Origin of the sequence: Mucilaginibacter sp. (assembly GCF_028287845.1) — a bacterium.
In the GTDB taxonomy this organism is placed as follows: Bacteria; Bacteroidota; Bacteroidia; order Sphingobacteriales; family Sphingobacteriaceae; genus Mucilaginibacter.
In genome coordinates this window covers 25024-46926 of the sequence record NZ_JAQBOW010000041.1, presented here as the reverse complement: position 1 = coordinate 46926, position 21903 = coordinate 25024, and the positions used below count along the sequence as shown (strand labels likewise).

Sequence of the window (21903 nt, the reverse complement as noted above, 5' to 3'; positions counted from 1 at the left end):
CGCGATAATTATAAATCTCACCATTAAAAGTTATCCATGTTTTTTTATTAATATCAGCCATCGGTTGATGCCCGTTGGTACTTAAATCAATGATGGACAATCTGCGATGGCCAAATACCAGCCCAGTATTTTCGGCACAAAAAATACCTTTATCGTCTGGCCCGCCATGCCTTAAGGCATTACACATTATGCTTGCTTTTGCAAACATTTCATCTGTAGTTAACCTTTTCGAAATTATTCCTGCTATTCTGCACATAAATAAGGGTATTCATAGCTCCGCCTCGTAAGTCACAGGTTGTATATGTAACTTATTTATTGTTAGTTATTTGCATTTAATTAAAAATGCAAAATTTGTTAGGCTGATGGGCATAATAAAGCTAAAAATGCCGCTGTGTAATATAAAGCTATAATATTAATTAATTATAAATTAAAATCTTTCAATTATTGAAGCAGCAACATTTACTAAAATTGAGCAACCAAGGTTTTCAAGTTTTAGTACCAATTGTTTTTGCGAGCGGTAGGAGACCATATGGCCGGTCATTCCTTTAAGCGGTCCTGCTTTAATTGTTATTTTTTCGCCAGGTTGTAAGTTTTCTTCGGTAATTTCCAGCTCGTAGGGGCTGGCCATCAATAATTTAAGATCTACAATCTGGCGATCGGGCATTGTAGCAACTGTATTTGAAAAGTATATAAACCGTGCTATTCCCTTGGTCATTAATACTTCTGTTTTTTCTTGTTCGGTGATACGAACAAACAGGTATGATTTAATAAAAGGTTCTTCCACCCATTTTTTTCTGTCGCTCCATTGTTTCATTTGCCGATGAAGCGGTAAATAAGCCTCTATTCCTTTATTTACTAAAGTCTGGAATGCTTTTTTTTCGGCCCGGGGTTGCGTATAAACAGGATACCATTTATAGGCAGCTGTATTTGATATTAAAGTCATTTATTAAACTGATGCCCTATTTTTTGAACCAATTCCGTATATACCACCATTTATTCTCATCATTATCAATATAATAACCGGAGCCTTCATGACCGGTATAGTCAGAGTAATAATAAGAGGTGGGGCCATAACTATCACCACCATATTTTGTTGAGTAATATCCTGAATGCAGCAGGTCCTGGGCAAATGCATTGAGTACGATAACCGTATTATCCAGGTGATATTCCTGGGCAATACGTTGCGGAATAGTTGCCGCGTGGAATTTTGATTTTCCTGATCGTATTACAAAAAGATTAATATCACTCATTCTTATTAATGGTATGGCATCTGATACCAAACCAATCGGGGCGGTATCAATCATGATAATATCATACCTTTCTTTAAGGTCGCTGATTAATTCGGTCATTCTTGCAGAATGCAATAATTCTGATGGGTTAGGGGGCACCGGTCCTGAAACTATAAAATCCAAACCTTCCTGGTTAGAATGATTGATAATATCATCAATACTACACCGGTTGGCCAGGTAAGTACTTAAACCCATATCATTCGGCACATAAAAAGTTTTATGTAGTTTTGATCGCCTTAAATCTGCTGCTACCAAAATAACCTTTTTATCTATAAGTGATAAGGTACTTGATAAGTTAACCGCCACAAATGATTTTCCTTCGCCCGCTACCTCCGATGTAACACAGATAATTTTGCTTTTTTTCTCGGATGCAAGGAAGTTTATATTAGTACGAACCGCGCGTACAGATTCTGCAAATATTGATTTTGGCTTACTAATGGCCAGTATTTGGGTGCTAAATTCATCAATTTCTTCAGGGAATTTTCTTATTACCCCAATAATCGGGATTGTGGTAATGCTTTCAACCGCTTCTTTATCATATATATAAGGATTTAATACTCTTATTAAAATAATAAACCCTAAACCTATTGCAATTCCTAAAATAATTGCTGTACGATGAAAGCTACGATCATCTGGCGATACCGCATTATAATTAGGTTGGGCCAGGTCAATAATAGTTGCACCGGGCAGTATACCTGCGGTTAATATTTCCTGGTCTAATTTTTTTTCGGATAAGAAAGAATAAACCTTATCATTAACTTCAAAATCTCGTTTTAAACTTACCATCTGCCGTTCGGCAGCCGGTAATTGTGCTATTTGTTGATTTACCGGAACAAGTTGGTTTTGTATATACTTTAATTTAGTTTCAATAAGTTTGCGCGATGAAACGATACTGTTTATAGTTGTATTTTTGATCTGTAAAATTTGCCGGTCTATATCCTGTATTTGCGGCGAATTGTTATTGTAAGTTTTTAACAAACCAGTTTTTAAAGACAATAAACTATTAAGATTGGTAACAAATTCACCTATTTGGGTATTGGTACTTGCTCCAACAGTGTTCAAATTAATATTTACATTGTCTTTACCCTTAACTATATCTTGTTGAAGCTGATCAATAGCCAGGAGGTCGAGTTTTATTATTGAAATTTGTGATTCAAGCTCTTTAGCGTGGCCCATTACCCGGTCTGAAGCAGAACTTACATCTATTATTTTATTATTTTGCTTATATTCCTGAATGGAGCTTTCTGAGCCGTTTAGTTTGGTTGCAAGAAAATTTAACTGATCATCAATAAACCTGATCATTTGCAATGCTGATTTTGTTCGCTGGCTATGATCATAATACATATATTCCTGTACAACAGCGTTTAATGCATCTGCAGCAAACCGGGGATTAAAATCAGTTTGCTGTAATGATAACATATTTGAGTTTTTGGCTGTTTCTTGCATATGTAATCCGTTCCTTATTCTGCCTATAAAATCTTCAGGAGCATTAAGCTTGAATAAAAAAGACGCGGTTTTAGGCAAATCTCCCGGATATTTAATACTAAAAGATGTAGGTCCGATAGTAAATGGAACGTTGTAATAGCATACCTGGGTAATATCTTTTCCCAATAGAGACTGCTGCCCTTGATAACTAATATTGAAAGATGTTTTATTTATAGGTTTAAAAGTGATTAGGTTGTGAAAAAAATTTAGCGTGTCAAAATTAATAAGTTGTACATCTAATGGTTTTGCGGGATATAGTTCATTGGTACGGTTAAGTACCCGGCCCACTACATAAAAGCTTATGCGGTAATCAAGGTGTTTAACAGCATTTAATAAAAGAGGGGTACTTTGTAATATTATCGTTTCGCTTTGAATTTTAGAAACGCTGGCTCTGTCGGTACTGGTTGCCATACCTACCATATCTGATATTTCGGATTTTTTTTCCTCGAATTTTATAACAGCAGATGTAGCAAATACTTTTGGTGTATACCACAAATAAACATTTGATGCCAAAAAACATATCAAAACAGAAGCCGCTATCCAGTACCATCTGCTTAACAGAATTTTGGCTATTTTATAATAATCAAATTCCTGATTAGATAGTTTGTGCGTTACCTTGTTTAACTCTTCCATTTAGAGGCGGATAAGTGTAAGGAAAATTAATGCTGTATTAAATATCAGCAATGCAGGTTGCGCTATCGTAGAAAAATCTTGTAATCTATCAGCTCGCACTGCCCTTTTATTTTGTGCTATAATAATGATATCATTGTTTTGAAGTATGGTTCTGGGATCGTTTATAGATTTTATATTACTCAAATCTATTATATCAGTCTTTGGGTATTTTTGATCGCCGTGTATTATTTTAATGTTTTTTTCATCAGCTTTTTCAGTGAGACCACCCGCCTGGCCTATAATTTCAATAAGTGTTGTTTTATCTTTTGTTAAAAGTATATTTCCTTGCGTTTTTATTTCACCAAGTATAGTTACCTTAAGATTCATTATTTTTAATTCAAGTAATGGATCTTTTAATGGCCCTTTACGGTATAGATCTTCAATGTATTTACGTGCCTCTACACGAGTTAATCCGGCAACCTGTATTCTTCCTAAACCCGTTAATGCAATTGTTCCGTCATCTTCAACAGTATAGGTTTCTCCTGATAGTATTCCGGCCGTAATTACCGATGAACTAACAATTCCAGCATTTAAATCAACAATATTTTTACTGTTTTGTATGTTGGATATTTGCAGTATGTCCTGCGGCCTGATGCGATAATTACTTATGTTTGCAGCGTTACTTTGTCGGAAAGTATCTGCAGGTGAGATTTTTTGCTCAAGAAGTACATGATCTTGTTTGTATGAGCAGGAGGAAAAAATAAAAATCAGTCCGAAAATAAGGCATATTAGTATTAATGGGCGCATATATATGTATATATAACAAAATTCAGCTCAGTACTTATATCTTTTAGCATTGATCCCAAAACTACATATTTTGTCTATATTAAGTTAACCTATTTTTTTAGAAGTGCAGAATTTAAAAATTTCTTTAATTACAGTTACCAAAAATGCCGGAAAAACTCTTGGCCGTTGCATAGAATCTATAATAACGCAAAACTATAGTAATACAGAATACATAATAATTGATGGTGGCTCAACAGATAACACCGCTCAAATAATAAATTCCAATAACTCCCATATTAATTTTTACATATCAGAGCCTGATAAGGGCATTTATGCTGCCATGAATAAAGGTATACAAATTGCAACTGGAGATATAATAGGAATGTTAAATGCCGACGATTTTTTTGCAAGTAATGATATACTAAGCTGTGTGGCAGAAGCCTTTAACCGGCAAAATGCCGATGTATTATATGGAAACCTGGAATATATAAACCAAAATGGCGCAATTATTCGTAACTGGCGTTCAGGAACTTACACACCAGGTGCATTTAACTTAGGATGGATGCCACCACACCCTACTTTTTACTGTAAAAGTTTGTTATTTAAACGTTTAGGGTTATATGATCCACAATATGGAACTGCTGCTGATTATGAATTAATGTTAAGGTTTATGCATTTAAATAAATTAAATGTATGCTACTTGAATAAAGCGATGGTTAAAATGAATATAGGTGGGGTTAGTAATAAGACCTATCAAAATAGGATAAAAGCGTGGCGAAATGATTTTAGAGCGATGAGAAATAATGAGGTAAAATTTCCACTGTTATGTTTGATTTTAAAACCATTGAGGAAGATAACCCAGTTTATAAATGGGTTAAATAATTATTATTAATTATTAAGAAATTATTTGTTGAAACTATTAAGCAATATATAGCGTATAAATTTAAGATATTTAAGTATATAAAAAAATATTAATAGCTATTGTGAAATTTAATAATAACTATTAAGAAATATTTGCAATTATTTTTTTATAAATTTGGTCATATTTATGCTGATACTTCTAATATAATAAAATTTATATGCCCGAGTTTTTACACTATCACCTTGCTTATTATTTATTTGTAATTGGATTTCCCGCCCTTTTATCCATTATAGCTATACCTTCAATTTTACATGTTGCACGGGTAAGGCATTTATATGATGATATAGGGCATTTTAGAAAACAGCATGACCACGGCATACCGCGTTTAGGTGGGGTAGCCATATTTGTAAGCTTTGCAATTACTGCCCTGGTATTTAGCATAATTAATAAATTTTTTCCGATAAGTTATTTACTTATAGCCAGCATAATTTTGTTTGCAATGGGTTTAAAAGATGATCTTTCGGGTGTAAATTCAAGCACAAAATTCATGGTTCAATTTATTGTGGCCTTAATATTAGTAGTATTTGGTGACATACGCTTAACCAGTATGTATGGGGTATTTGGTATATACCAAATATCGTTTACTATAAGTTGTGCATTATCGGTGCTAGTAATAATAATGATTATTAATGCTTTTAATTTGATTGATGGCATTGATGGTTTAGCAGCTATTACAGGTATAATTGTAAATAGCGTCTTCGCAATATTATTTATATATATTCATCAATATGAATCAGCCGTAATTTCATTAATCCTGGTAGGATCTATAGCCGGATTTTTGAAATTTAATATCCCACCTGCCAAAATATTTATGGGCGATACAGGGTCTTTGTTTATCGGTTTAATATCCGTAGTAATGGCAATAAAATTAATTGAATTAAATAAGTTTGCTGTTGATCACAACCCGCAAATTTACGCTGCACCTGCTTTAACAGTAGCCATATTAATAGTGCCAATTTTTGATACCCTAAGGGTGTTTTTTATACGCATTATAAGTGGCATATCCCCATTTACTGCTGATCGTAACCATGTACATCATCGCATATTAAGACTTGGTTATACTCATTTGCAAACTACGCTTATTTTAGCGGTACTTAATCTTATATCAATTGGATTGGTGCTGGCATTTAGTAATTTAGGTAATTTTGCATTAATAGCAATAATCTTTACGATATCGATGCTGTTTAACTGGGCAATTACATTCTTAATCCGGTCAAAAGATCGGGAAGACGTTGCTTTACGTAACCTGTTCGCTTAATAAATTTCCCGCTTTGTTAATCTTAATGTCTAATTTATAGCAGACAGGCATCTTATCAATTTTAGTTTAACTTTGTACCTCTGTTAATTAAAATATAAATGAGGATAGCTATAAATGGATTTGGAAGAATAGGCCGCATATTTTTGCGAAGCATTTTAACCAAACCAGGTATTGAGGTTGTGGCTATAAATGATCTGTCAGATACGCGTACCCTTGCGCATTTGTTTAAGTATGATTCTGTTCATCATGGTTTTATCGGTACGGTTACTTTTGATGATGAAAACCTGTACGTTAACCATCATAAAATAAAAATTATAGCCGAGCGTGATCCCGAGTATTTACCGTGGTATCAGCTCGATGTTGACCTGGTAATAGAATCAACAGGTAAATTTACTGCTAAGCAAGGTGCAGAAAAGCATCTTGCAGCGGGGGCAAAGCAGGTAATTATTTCTGCCCCATCAACTGATAAAAGTGTGCCCACCGTTGTATTAGGTGTTAATGAAGATGCTGTTGATCTGCATTCGCCCATACTCTCTAACGCATCATGCACAACCAATAACGTTGCCGCTATGGTGAAGATATTGGATGATAACTGGGGTATTATTGATGGCTATATAACCACCATACACTCCATGACCGGCGACCAAAGCCTGCATGATACTTCACATAAAGACCTGCGCAGGGCCAGGGCCGCTTCGGCATCCATCATTCCAACTACTACGGGTGCTGCAAAAGCCATCACTTCTATATTTCCGCATCTGGATGGTAAATTAGGTGGTGCAGGCATACGGGTGCCTGTGCTTAATGGCTCGTTAACTGATTTTACCTGTACCTTAAAAATACAACCAACTGTAAAAGAAATAAACCTGGCTTTTAAAAATGCTGCCGAAGGCGATATGAAAAATATACTTGAATATACCGAAGACCCCATTGTATCATCAGATATTATAGGCAATACCCATAGCTGTGTGTTTGATGCGCAGCTTACATCAATAGTTGGAGGATTGATAAAGGTAGTGGGTTGGTATGATAATGAAATGGGCTACTCTAGCCGATTGGCTGATTTGGTAGAAAAAATACGCTTATCTAAATGATCAGATTTATTACTGCCGAAGAGGTATTGCCCGTGCGCAACGCTGTATTACGTGAAGGAAAAAATTTAAAAGATGATGAATGCCGTTTCCCAACAGATAACGCCGCGGACAATTTTCATTTAGGTTATTATATAAAAGGCCAACTGGCAAGTATAGCATCCTTCCATCCGCAAAGCTATGGCCAATTTGCCGGCAACGGCTACCAGGTGCGTGGTGTGGCTACAATAGCCAAATACCAGGGGCAAGGCATAGGCAGCCAGCTACTAAATTTTGCCATTGTTTATCTGCAGGGGCAAAAAGGCAATTACATATGGTGCAACGGGCGCAAAAAGGCCGTAAAATTTTATCAGGGAGTAGGATTTGAAATCGTATCGCCCGAGTTTGAAATACCCGGCACCGGCCCGCATCACGTATTGTATGTTAAAATTAAATGATCGACTGGCCTTATCAATGTAAAAAAGATGTTAATTAAATAACATCTTTAGCTTTATCCTTTCACCCTTTACCTTAAATTAAAACACCTTTTTCGTTTTTGAGTTTCATAGTTTAGAATAAAATGCTGAATTTGGCGGCCTTTACAACCGAGGATATACTATGAAAACTATAGATCTGATTAAATTTACAGGAAAAAAAGCGCTTATACGGGTAGATTTTAATGTACCCCTTGATGAAAATCATAATATTACTGATGATAACCGCATGACTGCCGCCCTGCCAACCATTAAAAAAATACTCACTGATGGCGGCGCAGTTATCCTGATGTCGCACCTGGGCAGGCCAAAGAATGGCCCTAACGAAAACGATTCATTAAAGCACTTGATACCGCACCTGTCTGACTTGTTGGGCCAGCAGGTAGAGTTTGCCGATGATTGTATTGGTACCGATGCAGTGGCTAAAGCCAAAGCATTATCAAAAGGCGAGGTACTGTTATTAGAGAACCTGCGCTTTTATAAAGAAGAAGAAAAAGGCGATGCAGAATTTGCCAAAAAATTGGCTGCCCTTGGCGATGTTTATGTAAACGATGCCTTTGGCACCGCGCACCGCGCACACGCCTCAACTGCTGTTATAGCACAGTTTTTCCCGGATGCCAAGTACTTTGGTTACCTTATGGGAGCAGAGCTTGCCAACGCAGAGAAAATACTAAACGGTGCCGAAAAACCTTTTACCGCTATTATGGGCGGCTCTAAAGTATCTGATAAAATTGAGCTAATAGAAAAACTACTGGATAAGGTAGATAACCTTATTATAGGTGGTGGTATGGCTTATACCTTTGCTAAAGCGCAAGGTGGCAGTATCGGTACCTCACTGGTAGAGTTGGATAAGCAGGACCTGGCGCTTAGCCTTATCCAAAAAGCAAAAGATAAAGGCGTTAACCTGTTATTACCTGTAGATAACGTTACTGCCGACGCATTTAGCAATAATGCCAACACCGGTACCGCAAAAACCGGCGAAATACCCGATGGTTGGATGGGTTTAGATATTGGCCCCGAAACCGTTAAGCTGTTTAGCAAGGTGGTAGAAGAATCAAAAACTATTTTATGGAACGGCCCGATGGGAGTTTTCGAGATGGAGAAGTTTTTGATAGGTACCAAAGCCATTGCCAATGCCGTAGTAAAAGCAACAGATAAAGGTGCATTCTCCCTTATCGGCGGCGGCGACTCGGCAGCAGCGGTATCAAAATTTAACTTAACCAAGGAGGTAAGCTACGTATCAACCGGCGGTGGCGCATTGCTGGAGTATATGGAAGGCAAAGAATTGCCGGGCGTTAAAGCTATAAATGAGTAATTGGTGATTAGTTAATTAGCGATTAGATTTTACCGCTGATATTCCAACACACATCCTTACCAACAAAAAAAGCAATCTCTACACAATAGAGATTGCTTTTTTGTTTAATTATTGCGTTGCCTGTTGCCCGCGCTGTACGGCTTAAACTGTTTAGGCTTTAGCCACGCTAATGAGTATTTAACTAAATATTCACCGCATCAGTAACCACCACTTTTTCACAAAGCGGACCCGCATAATTAGCTACAAACTCATCATGTATGGGATGTATTTGATAAGCGTCATGTTCGGCCTGGTTATCAAACAATATCAATAACGAAGCATCATAAGATCGCTCTACAACGCTACGGTGGGTGTCGGCAGGTATGCCGATATGTATGTTGCGCACATGGCTAATGGACGCCAATATATTTAAACCTTCAATTAGCTTTTGCAGGTCGGCTTTATCTTTAAGCCAAAAATGTACGTGATGAACAAAGGTGTTTTTTAGTTGCATGGTTTTATTTTTAATACCGGTTAAATATATAAAAGCTAATTGAACAGATCAGCCAATTTTTTAAAATCAAGTGCCGTGTAATCAGCAATAATAAGGTCGGCCGGTTGCAGTTTATCCGGCGGATGGCTGGTTGTTATACCTATTACTTTCATACCGGCGGCGTTGGCAGCTTTAATGCCGGCCAATGAATCTTCAAACACCACGCAATCTTCGGGTTTAACGCCCAGATCATCGGCGGCCTTTAAAAATATCTGCGGATTAGGTTTTGATTTGCTTACCCGGTTGCCATCAATAATAGCGTCAAAATAATTTCTTACAGGTACGTGGCTCAATATAAAATCTATATCATCAATCGTTGCCGATGATGCCATGGCCAATTTTATGCCGGCGTTTTTTAATTCGATCAGAAAGTTTTCCAGTCCATTGATGGGCGTAGCATACGGGCCATATAGTTGCTTATAAAGTCCTTCCTTTTCCTGAAGCAGCCCTCTTAACCGGGATTCCTCAGCATCTGGAAAAAGCCTTTTTAAGGTATCCATAATGGGCACACCACTTATTTGGGTATAATAAGTTTCAGGGCTAAGGTCGCCCATGTCGTATTTTTTAAATAGCGTTTGCCATGATTTTAGGTGATAAGGGGTATTATCAACCATAGTGCCGTCCATGTCAAAAATCGCCGCGAATTTTTTCAAATTAATCTGTTTTTGTAGTTGGCTAAATTAGAATAATTCAGGCAGGGCTTTGTTCATCCAACAGTAAAAATGTTGGCTTCATGTCAAATATTGGATATATAACGTACATTAAAGTAAATAAATTGCAAATTTGTAGTAGCAAATATGAGTGAAAAAGTAATACTGGTTTGGTTTAGGAATGATTTGCGTATCCATGATAACGAAATATTATTAGAGGCTATACGTAAAGCAGATAAAGTATTGCCTGTTTATTGTTTTGATCCTTATTATTTCCAAAAAACGGCTGATGGGGTCACTAAGACCGGCAATTTTAGAGCGCGTTTCCTTTTAGAATCGGTAGCCGATCTGCGCAAAAACTTACGGGCCCTTGGCAGCGAATTGATTATCCGCACTGGTAACCCTGCCGAAATATTACCCCAGCTGGCAGAAACATACCAGGTGAACGAGGTATATCACCATCGCGAGGTAGCTTATGAAGAAACCGATATATCTGAACAGGTAGAAGCCGCCCTCTGGAAAATAAGATTAAATCTTAAACATTTTATAGGGCATACTTTATACCATAAAGAAGATCTGCCTTTCCCGATAAAAGACATACCCAATAGCTTTGCCACCTTTAAAAAGAAGGTAGAGCGCGACAGTAATGTACGCCATTGTATTGACACTCCCGAAAATATTAATACGCCCGAAATTGCTGATGCCGGTGAATTGCCAACCTTACAGCAATTAGGTTTGGATGAACCGGTTGATGACCCGCGTGCCACTATAAAGTTTACAGGCGGAGAAACAGGTGCTTTAACCCGTTTGCAGGAATATTTTGCCTGCAGTAACGCAGTTACTACAGGCAAGGGGCGTAATGTATCTGCCGATCATTCTTCTAAACTTTCGCCCTGGATATCATTAGGCTGTATATCTATGCGACAGGTATATTGGGCGGTTATAAAACACGAACAGGAAACACATATCCACACAGGTGCATTATTGTTAGAGTTATTATGGCGCGATTACTTTAGGTTTATGTTCAAAAAGCATGGAAAAGAGTTTTTTGCAAATGATGATACAGAAACCCAACCATCTGCTAGCCAGGATGCGCTTTTTGAAACCTGGAAAAAAGGTGAAACAGGAATCCCCTTTATTGATGCCAGCATGCATGAGTTAAATGCTACGGGTTTTATAAACAATTTTAGCAGGCAAATGGTGGCAGGCTATTTAGTGCGCGATTTGGGTATAGACTGGAAAAAAGGCGTAGCTTATTTTGAAGAGAAACTAATAGACTATTCGCCGGCAAGTAATTGGGGCAACTGGGCCTTTGTAGCCGGTCTGGGGCATGACCCGCGCGATAATCGGTATTTTAATATAACCAAACAGGCCAGCGAACTGGAAACCAAGAGTGGTTTTATAAGTATATGGCTGCCCGAGACAGTGGCGGTGGAGTAGCGCGCCGGTCACTCACCCGATCATCGCTTCGCTCGATCATCCTCTCTCTTCCGCAAGCGGTAAAGAGGGTTTTGTTTTTATGGGTATATTCCTAACCTCTTTCCACCAAAGGCGGAGAGGGTCGCCCAGCGTAGCGTCGGCGGGGTGAGTCACCGCCGTCCTGTAACAATTGCCGCAATCCATCGTCTAAAAAATACCATACGGTAATAATACGGTAACTGTTAAAACCGTTGTATATTTGATATATGAACCCGTTCGAACAATTTACAATAATCATAGGCCTGCTGGCGGTGCTTTTTGAAGGCTTGGGTTACCTGGGTACTTTCCTCAAAAAAATTTTGCATTAATCCTTACCATCAACACTAATAAATGAGGAAAATACACGGACGTGTAAGAAAAGGCATTTTAAATATTGTTGATTTTTTCTATCCCATTTTTAAAGGAATTTTTACCCTGCAAACTTTCAGGTATGCCGCTTGCGGTGGTGCAAACACATTGCTTGATATTATACTGTTCAGTATCAGTTATAACTTGATTTTGAAAAAGCATGATCTTGTGCTTGGCACCATAACATTAAGCCCGCATACCGCGTCGCTATTTATGGCTTTATGTATTAGCCTGCCAACCGGATTTTATTTAAATCGTTACGTTGTTTTTCAACAGTCGGGTTTAAGGCGAAGGAGTCAACTTCTAAGATATGCTACTGTAACATTTATTTGTATTGGGTTCAACTACATATTGCTTAAACTATTTGTAGAGTATCTTGGTTGGTATCCTACTCCTTCAAAAATAATTACCACCCTTATTGTTACGGTATTTAGTTATGCCAGTCAAACCTTTTTCTTTTTTAAAACAAGGATAACTGTCGATTAATGGCAGTTTAGGCACTTTTTTGTGCGAAACGTAGTAAATCATTTACAATTAAATTAAAAGTTTCTAATACGTTATGCTTACTTTTGCATTGTTTTAAGACTGCTTTACAATGGATAGCCTCAATTATATAAATAATGGCAATGCAGCTTTTATAGATTCTCTATACGAAGCTTATAAACAAGACCCCCAATCGGTTGATTTTGGTTGGCAAAAATTCTTTGAAGGATTTGATTTTGGTAGAGGGGCACAGGCCCCTACAGTAAGTGCCGAAACACCTGATCACTTTTTAAAAGAGATCAACGTACTCAACATGATAGATGGTTACCGCGGCAGGGGGCACCTGTTTGCTAAAACCAATCCGGTACGTGATCGTCGTCAATATTTTCCGGGGAAAGAACTGGAAACCTTTGGCCTGGCTAAATCAGATCTTGACACTGTATTTAATGCAGGTGTTGAAGTTGGAATGGGGCCATCTAAATTGCGCGATATTCTTCAAATGCTTGAAGAAACCTATTGTGGTACAATAGGCACAGAATACCATTACATACGTAACCCTATAAAGGTTAAATGGTTTCAGGACAGGATGGAAAGCCAGCGTAACAAGCCTTCGTTTTCTGCGGATGAGAAAAAGCTGATGTTGCGCAAAGTGAGCGAAGCCGTTATTTTCGAAAATTTTCTGGGTACAAAATTCCTTGGGCAAAAGCGCTTCTCGTTAGAGGGTGCCGAAGCTTTAATACCTGCAATGGATTCTGTTATCCAAAAGGGAGCCACTTTAGGTATTGAAGAATTTACCATAGGTATGGCTCACCGCGGGCGCTTAAACGTGCTGGCAAATATCATGAAGAAAACCTACAAAGAGATATTCTCCGAGTTTGAAGGTAAAAATTATGATGAAGATTCGACCGCGGGTGGCGACGTTAAATATCACTTAGGTTTCTCTACAGATGTTGAGGCCGAAAATGGTAAAAAAGTACACTTAAGCCTTTGCCCTAATCCATCGCATTTAGAAGCGGTCGATCCGGTTGTTGAAGGTTTAACCCGCTCAAAAATTGATTTTAAGTACAACGGCGATCATACCAAAATAGCGCCGATATTGATACATGGCGATGCTTCTGTAGCGGGCCAGGGTATTGTATATGAAGTTTTACAAATGGAAAAACTGGATGGCTACCGCACAGGCGGCACCATTCACCTGGTTATTAATAACCAGATTGGTTTTACCACCAACTTTATTGATGCCCGCTCAAGTACTTATTGTACCGATGTGGCAAAAACGGTTTTATCGCCGGTTTTCCATGTTAATGGTGATGATGTCGAGGCTTTGGCCTATGTAATTAACATGGCTATGGAGTATCGTCAGGTTTTTCATGACGACGTGTTTATAGATATATTATGTTACCGCCGGTATGGCCACAATGAGGCGGATGAGCCTAAGTTTACCCAGCCTGTATTGTACAAAGCTATTGAGGCGCATCCAAATCCGCGCGAGGTTTATTTGAGCAAGCTAATGGCCGAAGGCGTTATTAATGATGCCGAGGTAAAGGAAATGGAGAAGGATTTCCGCGGCTTATTGCAGCAAGAGCTGAACGAGTCAAAAGCGGAAGACAAGTTTACAGAATCTATACCCATGTTTGCAGGTGCCTGGAACGGATTACACCTAGCTACCGATGCGGATTTTAACGTGCCTGTAAATACAGCTATATCTAAAGATGAACTATTAACTATTGGTAAAAAAATAACAGACCTGCCTAAAGGCAAAGAGTTTTTCAAGAAAATTGAAAAGCTGTTTGAAGAACGCAGCAAAATGGTTAACACTACCCAAACTTTTGATTGGGCCATGGGCGAGTTAATGGCTTATGGTAGTTTATTAAAAGATGGCCACCCGGTGCGTTTAAGCGGCGAGGATGTGAAGAGGGGTACTTTCTCGCACCGCCACGCGGTATTAACACTGGCCGATTCGGAAAACGAATACACGCCGCTGGATACTATAGGCGGCGGAAAATTCAGCATATATAATTCATTATTATCAGAATATGGTGTTTTAGGTTTTGAATATGGCTATGCCCTGGCAAATCCTAACGCGTTAACTATATGGGAAGCACAGTTTGGCGATTTCTTTAACGGCGCGCAAACCATTGTTGATCAATACATAGTAAGTGCCGAAACCAAATGGCAACGGGGGAATGGCCTGGTAATGTTATTGCCTCATGGTTATGAGGGCCAGGGTCCTGAGCATTCATCAGCACGTATTGAGCGTTTTATGGAGCTTTGTGCCGATAATAATATCCAGGTAGCAAATTGTACCACTCCGGCTAACTTCTTCCACATATTGCGTCGCCAGCTGGCCCGCGATTTCCGCAAGCCATTAATTATATTTACACCAAAGAGCTTATTGCGTAATCCTAAATGTGTATCGCCTCTGGCAGATTTCACTGATGACACTTTTAAAGAGGTTATAGATGATACTTACGCGGATGCTAAAAAAGTTAAACGCGTACTGTTCTGCTCTGGCAAGATATATTATGATTTGTTAGAGAAACAACAGGTTGATGAGCGTAAAGATATAGCCATAGTTCGTTTGGAGCAATTGTATCCAACACCAGTACAACAGTTAGCCAAAATCAGGGCTAAATACAACAAGGCGACCGATTTTATATGGGTACAGGAAGAGCCTGAGAACATGGGCGCATGGCCGTACCTGTATCGTAAATCACGTACAGAAGAAGCTTTGAAATTTGATATTATATCACGTAACGAAAGCAGCAGTACAGCTACCGGCTTCGCCAAACAGCATGCGGCGCAGCAATTATATATAATATCAAAAGCTTTTGAATCGCCTGCAGGCAAAAAATTAAAAGATACAGTTAAGAAAACAGCCGAAAAAATGGCTGTTGCCGGAGCTGATTAATAGCTTTACAACTTATAGAGATATGACAACTTTTAAAAAGTTGTCATATCTTTCATCTATAAAACTTACAACTAACCAAAATGAGTTTAGAAATTAAAGTTCCGCCGGTAGGCGAATCAATTACAGAGGTAACCTTATCAAGCTGGCTAAAAAAAGACGGCGATACCGTAGCGATGGATGAAGCCATTGCCGAACTGGAATCTGATAAAGCTACTTTTGAGCTTACTGCCGAAAAAGCGGGCGTATTAAAAACAATAGCAAAAGAGGGTGATGTTTTAGCCATCGGCGCTATTGTTTGCAGTATTGAGGATGGAGGAGGAGCCGCCGCGGCACCTGCACCTAAGGCTGAAGCTGCACCTGCCGCAAAAGCAGAGGCCGCGCCGGTTGCTGCCGTTGCCGAAAAAGGAACTACATACGCGTCGGGCACACCATCGCCTGCTGCTGCAAAAATATTAGCCGAAAAAGGCGTTGATCCGGCTGCTCTAACAGGTACAGGCGTTAACGGCCGTATCACTAAAGAGGATGCATTATCAATAGATAAGGCTTCAGAAAATCCACAAAACAGACCAGCTGTAGCTGCTGCACCGGCTCCTGCGCCCGCCACCCCTGTAAAGGTTGGCGAAAGAAGTGAGCGCCGCGAAAAAATGTCGCCATTGCGTAAAACAGTTGCCAGACGCCTGGTTGCCGTTAAAAACGAAACAGCAATGTTAACTACTTTTAACGAAGTGGATATGTCGCCAATAATGGAGATACGCAGTAAATACAAAGATAAATTTAAAGAAAAACATGGTGTTGGCTTAGGCTTTATGTCGTTCTTCACCAAAGCGGTTACCGAGGCGTTAAAAGAATGGCCTTCGGTTGGCGCACGTATAGAGGGCGAAGAAGTAATATATAGCAACTTTACCGATATTTCTATAGCAGTGTCTGCCCCTAAAGGATTGGTGGTGCCGGTTATCCGCAACGCGGATGGCATGAGCCTTGCCGAAATTGAAAAAGCGGTAGTAGCTTTAGCAGGAAAGGCCCGCGACAATAAATTATCATTAGAAGAAATGACCGGCGGAACATTTACCATCACCAACGGTGGTGTGTTTGGTTCTATGCTGTCAACACCTATCATTAACTCGCCGCAATCGGCTATTTTAGGTATGCATAACATTATTGAGCGCCCTGTAGCCGTAAACGGCCAGGTAGTTATCCGCCCTATGATGTACGTAGCCTTATCTTACGATCACCGCATTGTTGATGGCCGTGAATCGGTAAGCTTCCTGGTAAGGGTTAAACAGTTGCTGGAAGATCCTGCAAGGTTGTTGTTAGGCGTGTAATTAATTCTATTTTTAATAACAAAAAAGCCCGGTTTTTCCGGGCTTTTTTGTTATTAAATATTTTACAAAGCCCTCTTCAACGCCATAATATACCCCACATGCAACCCATCATGAAACGGCAAAAAATTAACGGCTTCGTTAATGTTATTTATCTCCACACCATAGCGGGTTGTCCAGGGTGTATAGTTGACGAACAGGTTATTTTTAATATCTATCTCTAATTGGTCGATAGTTGATATCAATAGCTCTTTTATAGTTTCCAGTTCGGCAGCATCAATAAACTTTTCGGGTTTGGTATCGGGCTTGTAGGTCATGAAAAAAGCTTCATCTATTATGGTATCTATTCCGGCGCGCCTATAGCATAAACCTTGCTGCGCGGCAATCATATGCGCCAGGTTCCAGGCTATGTTATTATTAAAACCCGCGGGAATTTTATTTAGTTGCTCAATAGTAAGCTCTTCGGTAAGCTTAACCAGGCTAAGCCTCGGCATTTTTATTATTTCGATTGATTTGGTCATGGGTGTAATATTATTTTTTCAATATTACGCAAAAGGCGTAAGAATGACGCGGACAAGACGCATAGAAACACCACAAGTTAAGTTACTTTTGATGACCAAATAAATCACAAATGAGAAACCTTAACCTATCTGAAAGAATAAAAGAATTGCGTACCCAGTTAGGCTATTCTCAGAACGAATTAGCCGATAATGCCAGGTTAAGCCTACGCACCGTACAACGAATAGAAAATGGCGAAGCAAAACCAAGAGGCTTTACGCTGCAAAGCCTGGCCGGAGCATTAAATATTACCCCTGCAGAATTAACCGTTTGGGAAGAGAAAAGCGATAAACTATTCCTTGTTATCTTCAATTTATCGGCATTAAGCTTTTTGATGTTCCCCTTTCTTGGGGTATTCGTTCCGTTAATATTATGGGCGATGAAAAAGAACAAGGTTAAAAATGTTGGCGATATGGGCAGAAACTTACTTAATTTCCAGATCACCTGGTGTATTTTGCTAATAGTTGGTTACTTGTGCCTAATTGCAAATGCACATTGGGGTGGGGCAGGCGCAAAGGAAATTTTTTATTTTTTATTTTTTGCAGGCATCTTATACCTGATAAATTTTGTAAGTATAGTTATAAATGCCATAAGGGTACTGTATGAAAAACCTGGGAGATACTTTATGGCGGTTAGATTTTTAAAATAACTTTTAAGCAACAGGTTTTATACCTTTACGACAAAAAATCTGTTGTTATATAATGCCCGATAATGCTGTAAATAATTCCGTTCAGTCTGATAAACCAATATGGTATTTTTTAATATGCTGGACAGTTTTAAATCTTATACAAGCTTACACTCTTGAGCTTCATGCCGACGAAGCTTACTACTGGATATATTCGCGCTTTTTAGACTGGGGTTATTTTGATCATCCGCCTATGGTGGCCCTGTTTATACGGGCAGGCGATAGTATAATGCATAACGAGTTGGGTTTGCGCCTCATCACCATCATAGCCAGCAGCGCTTCTGTTTACATATTATGGCTCATTCTTAAAAAATACGCAGTTGATGTATGGGCGTTTATACTGATTGTATCGGGCACGCTCATATTTCATATTTATGGCTTTACTACTACGCCGGATGCGCCGCTGTTCTTTTTCGCAGTGCTGTTTTACTACTTCTACCAAAAATATATTGATGAGGATAAGTGGTCGCTGGCGCTAATATTAGGAGTAATTGTGGCCTGTATGCTATATAGTAAATACCATGCGGTATTGCTGGTTACATTTACCGTTATAAGTAACATTAGGTTATTAAAGCGACCATCGTTTTATTTAATTGTGGTATTGGCTGTTGTATTATACATACCACATATTTTATGGCAAATAAATCATGGCTATCCATCTATTAATTATCATTTGTACGAGCGATCTGCAGCCAGGTACAATCCCTCCAACAGCTGGTTATATATCCCCGGGCAGTTGTTAATGGCCGGCCCAATCATTAGCTGGTTTGTATTTTACAGTGCTTTCAGCATTAAAATTAAGGATGCCTTTACCAGGTGTTTACTGGTAAACGGCATTGGCACATTTATATTCTTTTTCCTGTCCACCTTTAGGGGCGAGGCCCAACCGCACTGGACACTAATAGCCTTTGCGCCGCTGGTTATGCTGGCATTAATAAAATTCAAACAGGCAAATATAAAGTTGACATGGTTTTACAGGGTCGCGTTAATCAACATGGCCATAATTGTATTGTTTAGGATAAGTATCATATTTTCGCTTCCATTTGTTTTACAGATAGGGCAGATAAAAAGTTATTTCGGTTTTAAACAATGGGCGCATGTGGTACACCAAAAAGCAGGTAATGCCTATGTTATTATGGATAACGGTTTCCAGGACCCATCTAAGTATGATTACTACACCAATACACTAAAAGGTTTTTCATACGATTCGAGATACTATCGCTTAACCCAGTTTGATATTTGGCCCATCGAAGAGAAAATGCAGCACCAGCGTGTATTGCATTTAATTGATTCGGCAAATACTGTTACCACCGATTCTATAAAAACACAAAACTGGAGCTGGTATGTTGAGTGGGTAGATGATTTACGTACCTATCAAAAGGTAAAGATCGAGACAGCCGACCATCAATTAAAATTACATTCAGGCGAAAAAAGGCATATTGATTTAACCATTACAAATCCATATCCTTACGGCATAAATTTTAGCAATATTGGTGCTAAGCATGAAGTAGTGTTTGGCGCCTGTTTTTTTAGGAATGATGGTATAATATCATTGCAGCGGGGCGATGATAGTTTTAATAACATCAGTTTAAAACCCGGTGAAAGCACGCATTTCACCTTCCATTTAATCGCACCGCAAAAAGGCAAGTACGAAATGATGTTTTCTATACGTACCACGCCGTTTGAAGGGAGCAAGAATAGCCGGGTTATTGATCTGGAAGTTGAATAAAAAAGATATCTATGTTTAAAAAGGTTTACATACTCCTTATAATTTCGGCAATAACAAGTACAGCGGCTATTGCACAGCAAAATCTGGACATTAATTTTAACGGACTTGGGTTTTTAGATAACCGGGAGTATAAAGCCTTTATACCGCGTTCGCGTACCTATTCGGGTACACGTACGTCTATTGATTTTGGATTGAACTTGGATAGCTTAAATCACTTTATTGTAGGCGCCAACGCGCTGCATGAGTTTGGTGCCATTCCGTTTTTTGGTAAGGTAGACCCGGTAGCATACTATAAATACACCGGTAAAAACTGGAATTTTTATGCAGGCGAATTTCCGCGCGAAGGCTTATTAACTGATTATCCCCGTGCTTTATTAAATGATACCCTGCTTTATTACCGCCCAAATGTAGAAGGCTTACTGGCCCGCTACCAAAACGAAAACTTTACAGAAACCGGCTGGATAGATTGGGTAAGCAGACAAACGGTTACCCAGCGCGAGCAGTTTTTATTTGGATTTTCGGGTAAATATAAGCCAAATACCTATGGGCCATTTTATGTATCGCATTATTTTTTGCTGATGCATGATGCTGGTGCAGAGGTATTATTACCTAACGACCACATTAGCGATAACGGCGGTGGTATGGTAAAACTGGGATTAGATTTTAGTCATAAAACGGTTTTTGATTCCCTGTCGTTTGAAGCCGGGGGGTTATTCTCTTTAGAGCGGGAGCGTGGCGTAGATGGCTTTAAAACACCGGCAGGGTTTGTGTTTACTGCATACCTTGGCTATCATCGTTTTGCGTTATACGAAGAGTTTTACCACGGACAAGGCAGCCATATTAATTATGGCGACTCATACTACTCCAAACCAACCTATAACCGTATAGATGTTATTTACACCCCCTTTAAATTCAAAAACATAAAAGGGCAGTTTATAGCCAGTTTCCATTTCTCGCCGGGATACTTGAATGATAATCAGGAAGCTTTTAGAATAAGCTATGATTTGGGTAGGAAAGTATTGAAGAGGTTTAGTGCGGATTAAGTAATAGCGGGTATCCGAAAGATTGATTTGTCATTCTGAACATAATGTTTATACTTATTGATTAAATAAGATCCTTCACTACATTCAGGATGACAAAAGGTATTTTTAAAATCTTTCGAATACTCCTAATATATAATCCCGACGCGCTCTAATTCTTCTCAATACTCCCGCTGCCGGTTTTTGATTTAGAAACACTCTTTGGGTTGCCGCTATAATGCACATCGCCCGAGCCGGTAACGCTGGCCTCAAGGTTGCCGTTTACATTTACAGAAGCATCGCCTGATCCGCCAACATGTGCCACTGCATTTACAGTAACAAGATCGCGGCCCGAATAATCGCCAGAGCCTGTTACACTTATTTTTGAATTGTCTGCACGGCCCCAAACTTTAATATCACCAGATCCGGTAATATCGCTAACTAGGGTCTTTACGTTAATTTTGCCATTAATATCACCAGACCCGGTTAACGCCAGGCGCAAAGTGTTAGCATTTACTCCTTCTTTAAAAAACACATCGCCAGAACCGGTAAGGGCTATGCTGTTAACGTCTTTAATGGTAACATAAATAACTATCTTTCTGTTACCACCGCCAAACAGGTTGCCCCAGCTAAAGTGGTCCTTGCTGAAAATGTTTAATGTGCCGCCCCTAACTTCGGTAGCAATATGGCGTATTATATTAGCGGGTGCTTCTACCTTAACAGATTCTGTTGCCCCCTGGGTAATATATACATTAAATGAGCCGGAAACGTCAACCGCGTGAAAGCCTGTAAGGTGGCGATCCTGGATTTCGTTGCTGTTTACATTAGCGTTTGCAAAAGTTTGCCCTGCGCCTGTAACCAGTACCAGCGCAATAAAAATTTTGATCAATTTCATGGTAGTTATGTTTAGTTTTTGTATAGGACGTTAGATTTATGAAAAACGTTACACCCAAATCAAA

General features: G+C 39.0%; 20 protein-coding genes. 12 read left to right on the top strand and 8 right to left on the bottom strand.

The features are described from left to right. From JWP71_RS03910 to JWP71_RS03895, 4 genes are all read right to left on the bottom strand, one after another. The coding region (locus JWP71_RS03910; protein ID WP_299497367.1) for a hypothetical protein at positions 1-208 on the bottom strand (208 nt) is incomplete at its 3' end. A 219-nt stretch (positions 209-427) separates the two neighbouring features. Beyond that, entirely contained in the window at positions 428-943 is a 516-nt protein-coding gene (locus JWP71_RS03905) for a UpxY family transcription antiterminator (protein WP_299497365.1), read from the bottom strand. 16 nt (positions 944-959) lie between these two features. Then, complete coding sequence (locus JWP71_RS03900; RefSeq protein WP_299497363.1) at positions 960-3407, bottom strand: tyrosine-protein kinase family protein; 2448 nt, start codon at positions 3405-3407, stop codon at positions 960-962. After that, a complete protein-coding gene (locus JWP71_RS03895) occupies positions 3408-4193 on the bottom strand; it encodes a polysaccharide biosynthesis/export family protein (RefSeq protein ID WP_299497361.1) in 786 nt (261 codons plus the stop codon). Positions 4194-4296: 103 nt separating this feature from the next. Between JWP71_RS03895 and JWP71_RS03890 the strand changes: the two genes are divergently transcribed. The 5 genes from JWP71_RS03890 (at position 4297) to JWP71_RS03870 (ending at position 9231) form a co-directional block, all read left to right on the top strand. Continuing rightward, positions 4297-5064 carry a glycosyltransferase family 2 protein gene (locus JWP71_RS03890; protein WP_299497359.1) on the top strand — a complete coding sequence of 256 codons (768 nt, stop codon included), beginning with the start codon at positions 4297-4299 and terminating at the stop codon, positions 5062-5064. Positions 5065-5251: 187 nt separating this feature from the next. Further along, on the top strand, positions 5252-6352 hold the full coding sequence (locus JWP71_RS03885; protein WP_299497357.1) for an MraY family glycosyltransferase: 1101 nt from the start codon (positions 5252-5254) through the stop codon (positions 6350-6352). A 98-nt stretch (positions 6353-6450) separates the two neighbouring features. Beyond that, positions 6451-7446: a type I glyceraldehyde-3-phosphate dehydrogenase gene (gap, locus tag JWP71_RS03880; RefSeq protein ID WP_299497355.1), complete on the top strand. Its 996-nt coding sequence runs from the start codon at positions 6451-6453 to the stop codon at positions 7444-7446. Continuing rightward, entirely contained in the window at positions 7443-7880 is a 438-nt protein-coding gene (locus JWP71_RS03875) for a GNAT family N-acetyltransferase (protein ID WP_299497353.1), read from the top strand. The genes gap and JWP71_RS03875 overlap by 4 nt, the downstream gene beginning before the upstream one ends. 160 nt (positions 7881-8040) lie before the next feature. After that, on the top strand, positions 8041-9231 hold the full coding sequence (locus JWP71_RS03870) for a phosphoglycerate kinase (protein ID WP_299497351.1): 1191 nt from the start codon (positions 8041-8043) through the stop codon (positions 9229-9231). Positions 9232-9412: 181 nt separating this feature from the next. Here JWP71_RS03870 and JWP71_RS03865 read toward each other — a convergent pair whose 3' ends face one another. Both JWP71_RS03865 and JWP71_RS03860 read right to left on the bottom strand, forming a co-directional pair. Beyond that, on the bottom strand, positions 9413-9724 hold the full coding sequence (locus JWP71_RS03865) for a Dabb family protein (RefSeq protein WP_299497349.1): 312 nt from the start codon (positions 9722-9724) through the stop codon (positions 9413-9415). A 35-nt stretch (positions 9725-9759) separates the two neighbouring features. Then, complete coding sequence (locus tag JWP71_RS03860) at positions 9760-10416, bottom strand: HAD family phosphatase (RefSeq protein ID WP_299497347.1); 657 nt, start codon at positions 10414-10416, stop codon at positions 9760-9762. Between the two features lie 144 nt (positions 10417-10560). Here JWP71_RS03860 and JWP71_RS03855 point away from each other — a divergent pair, with 144 nt between their 5' ends. The 4 genes from JWP71_RS03855 to odhB all read left to right on the top strand — a co-directional run bounded on the left by JWP71_RS03855 (position 10561) and on the right by odhB (position 16956). Continuing rightward, positions 10561-11853 carry a DASH family cryptochrome gene (locus JWP71_RS03855; protein WP_299497345.1) on the top strand — a complete coding sequence of 431 codons (1293 nt, stop codon included), beginning with the start codon at positions 10561-10563 and terminating at the stop codon, positions 11851-11853. Between the two features lie 369 nt (positions 11854-12222). Further along, positions 12223-12726, top strand: coding sequence for a GtrA family protein (locus tag JWP71_RS03850; protein ID WP_299497343.1), 504 nt, complete (start codon positions 12223-12225; stop codon positions 12724-12726). A gap of 109 nt (positions 12727-12835) precedes the next feature. Further along, entirely contained in the window at positions 12836-15634 is a 2799-nt protein-coding gene (locus tag JWP71_RS03845) for a 2-oxoglutarate dehydrogenase E1 component (protein ID WP_299497340.1), read from the top strand. 80 nt (positions 15635-15714) lie between these two features. Beyond that, positions 15715-16956 (top strand): 2-oxoglutarate dehydrogenase complex dihydrolipoyllysine-residue succinyltransferase, encoded by a 1242-nt coding sequence (gene odhB, locus JWP71_RS03840; protein WP_299497338.1) that lies wholly within the window; start codon positions 15715-15717, stop codon positions 16954-16956. Positions 16957-17018: 62 nt separating this feature from the next. Here the strand turns inward: odhB and JWP71_RS03835 are convergent, their stop codons facing one another. Beyond that, positions 17019-17474, bottom strand: coding sequence for a DinB family protein (locus tag JWP71_RS03835; protein ID WP_299497336.1), 456 nt, complete (start codon positions 17472-17474; stop codon positions 17019-17021). 110 nt (positions 17475-17584) lie between these two features. Here JWP71_RS03835 and JWP71_RS03830 point away from each other — a divergent pair, with 110 nt between their 5' ends. From JWP71_RS03830 to JWP71_RS03820, 3 genes are read left to right on the top strand one after another with little or no spacing between them, the layout of a single operon-like run. Beyond that, positions 17585-18160 carry a helix-turn-helix domain-containing protein gene (locus JWP71_RS03830; RefSeq protein WP_299497334.1) on the top strand — a complete coding sequence of 192 codons (576 nt, stop codon included), beginning with the start codon at positions 17585-17587 and terminating at the stop codon, positions 18158-18160. Positions 18161-18212: 52 nt separating this feature from the next. After that, the gene (locus tag JWP71_RS03825; RefSeq protein ID WP_299497332.1) at positions 18213-19925 is read left to right on the top strand and encodes a glycosyltransferase family 39 protein; all 1713 of its coding nucleotides are present in this window, start codon (positions 18213-18215) and stop codon (positions 19923-19925) included. A gap of 11 nt (positions 19926-19936) precedes the next feature. Beyond that, complete coding sequence (locus tag JWP71_RS03820) at positions 19937-20968, top strand: hypothetical protein (protein ID WP_299497330.1); 1032 nt, start codon at positions 19937-19939, stop codon at positions 20966-20968. A 148-nt stretch (positions 20969-21116) separates the two neighbouring features. Here the strand turns inward: JWP71_RS03820 and JWP71_RS03815 are convergent, their stop codons facing one another. After that, complete coding sequence (locus JWP71_RS03815; RefSeq protein WP_299497328.1) at positions 21117-21839, bottom strand: head GIN domain-containing protein; 723 nt, start codon at positions 21837-21839, stop codon at positions 21117-21119. Between the last annotated feature and the right edge of the window lie 64 nt (positions 21840-21903).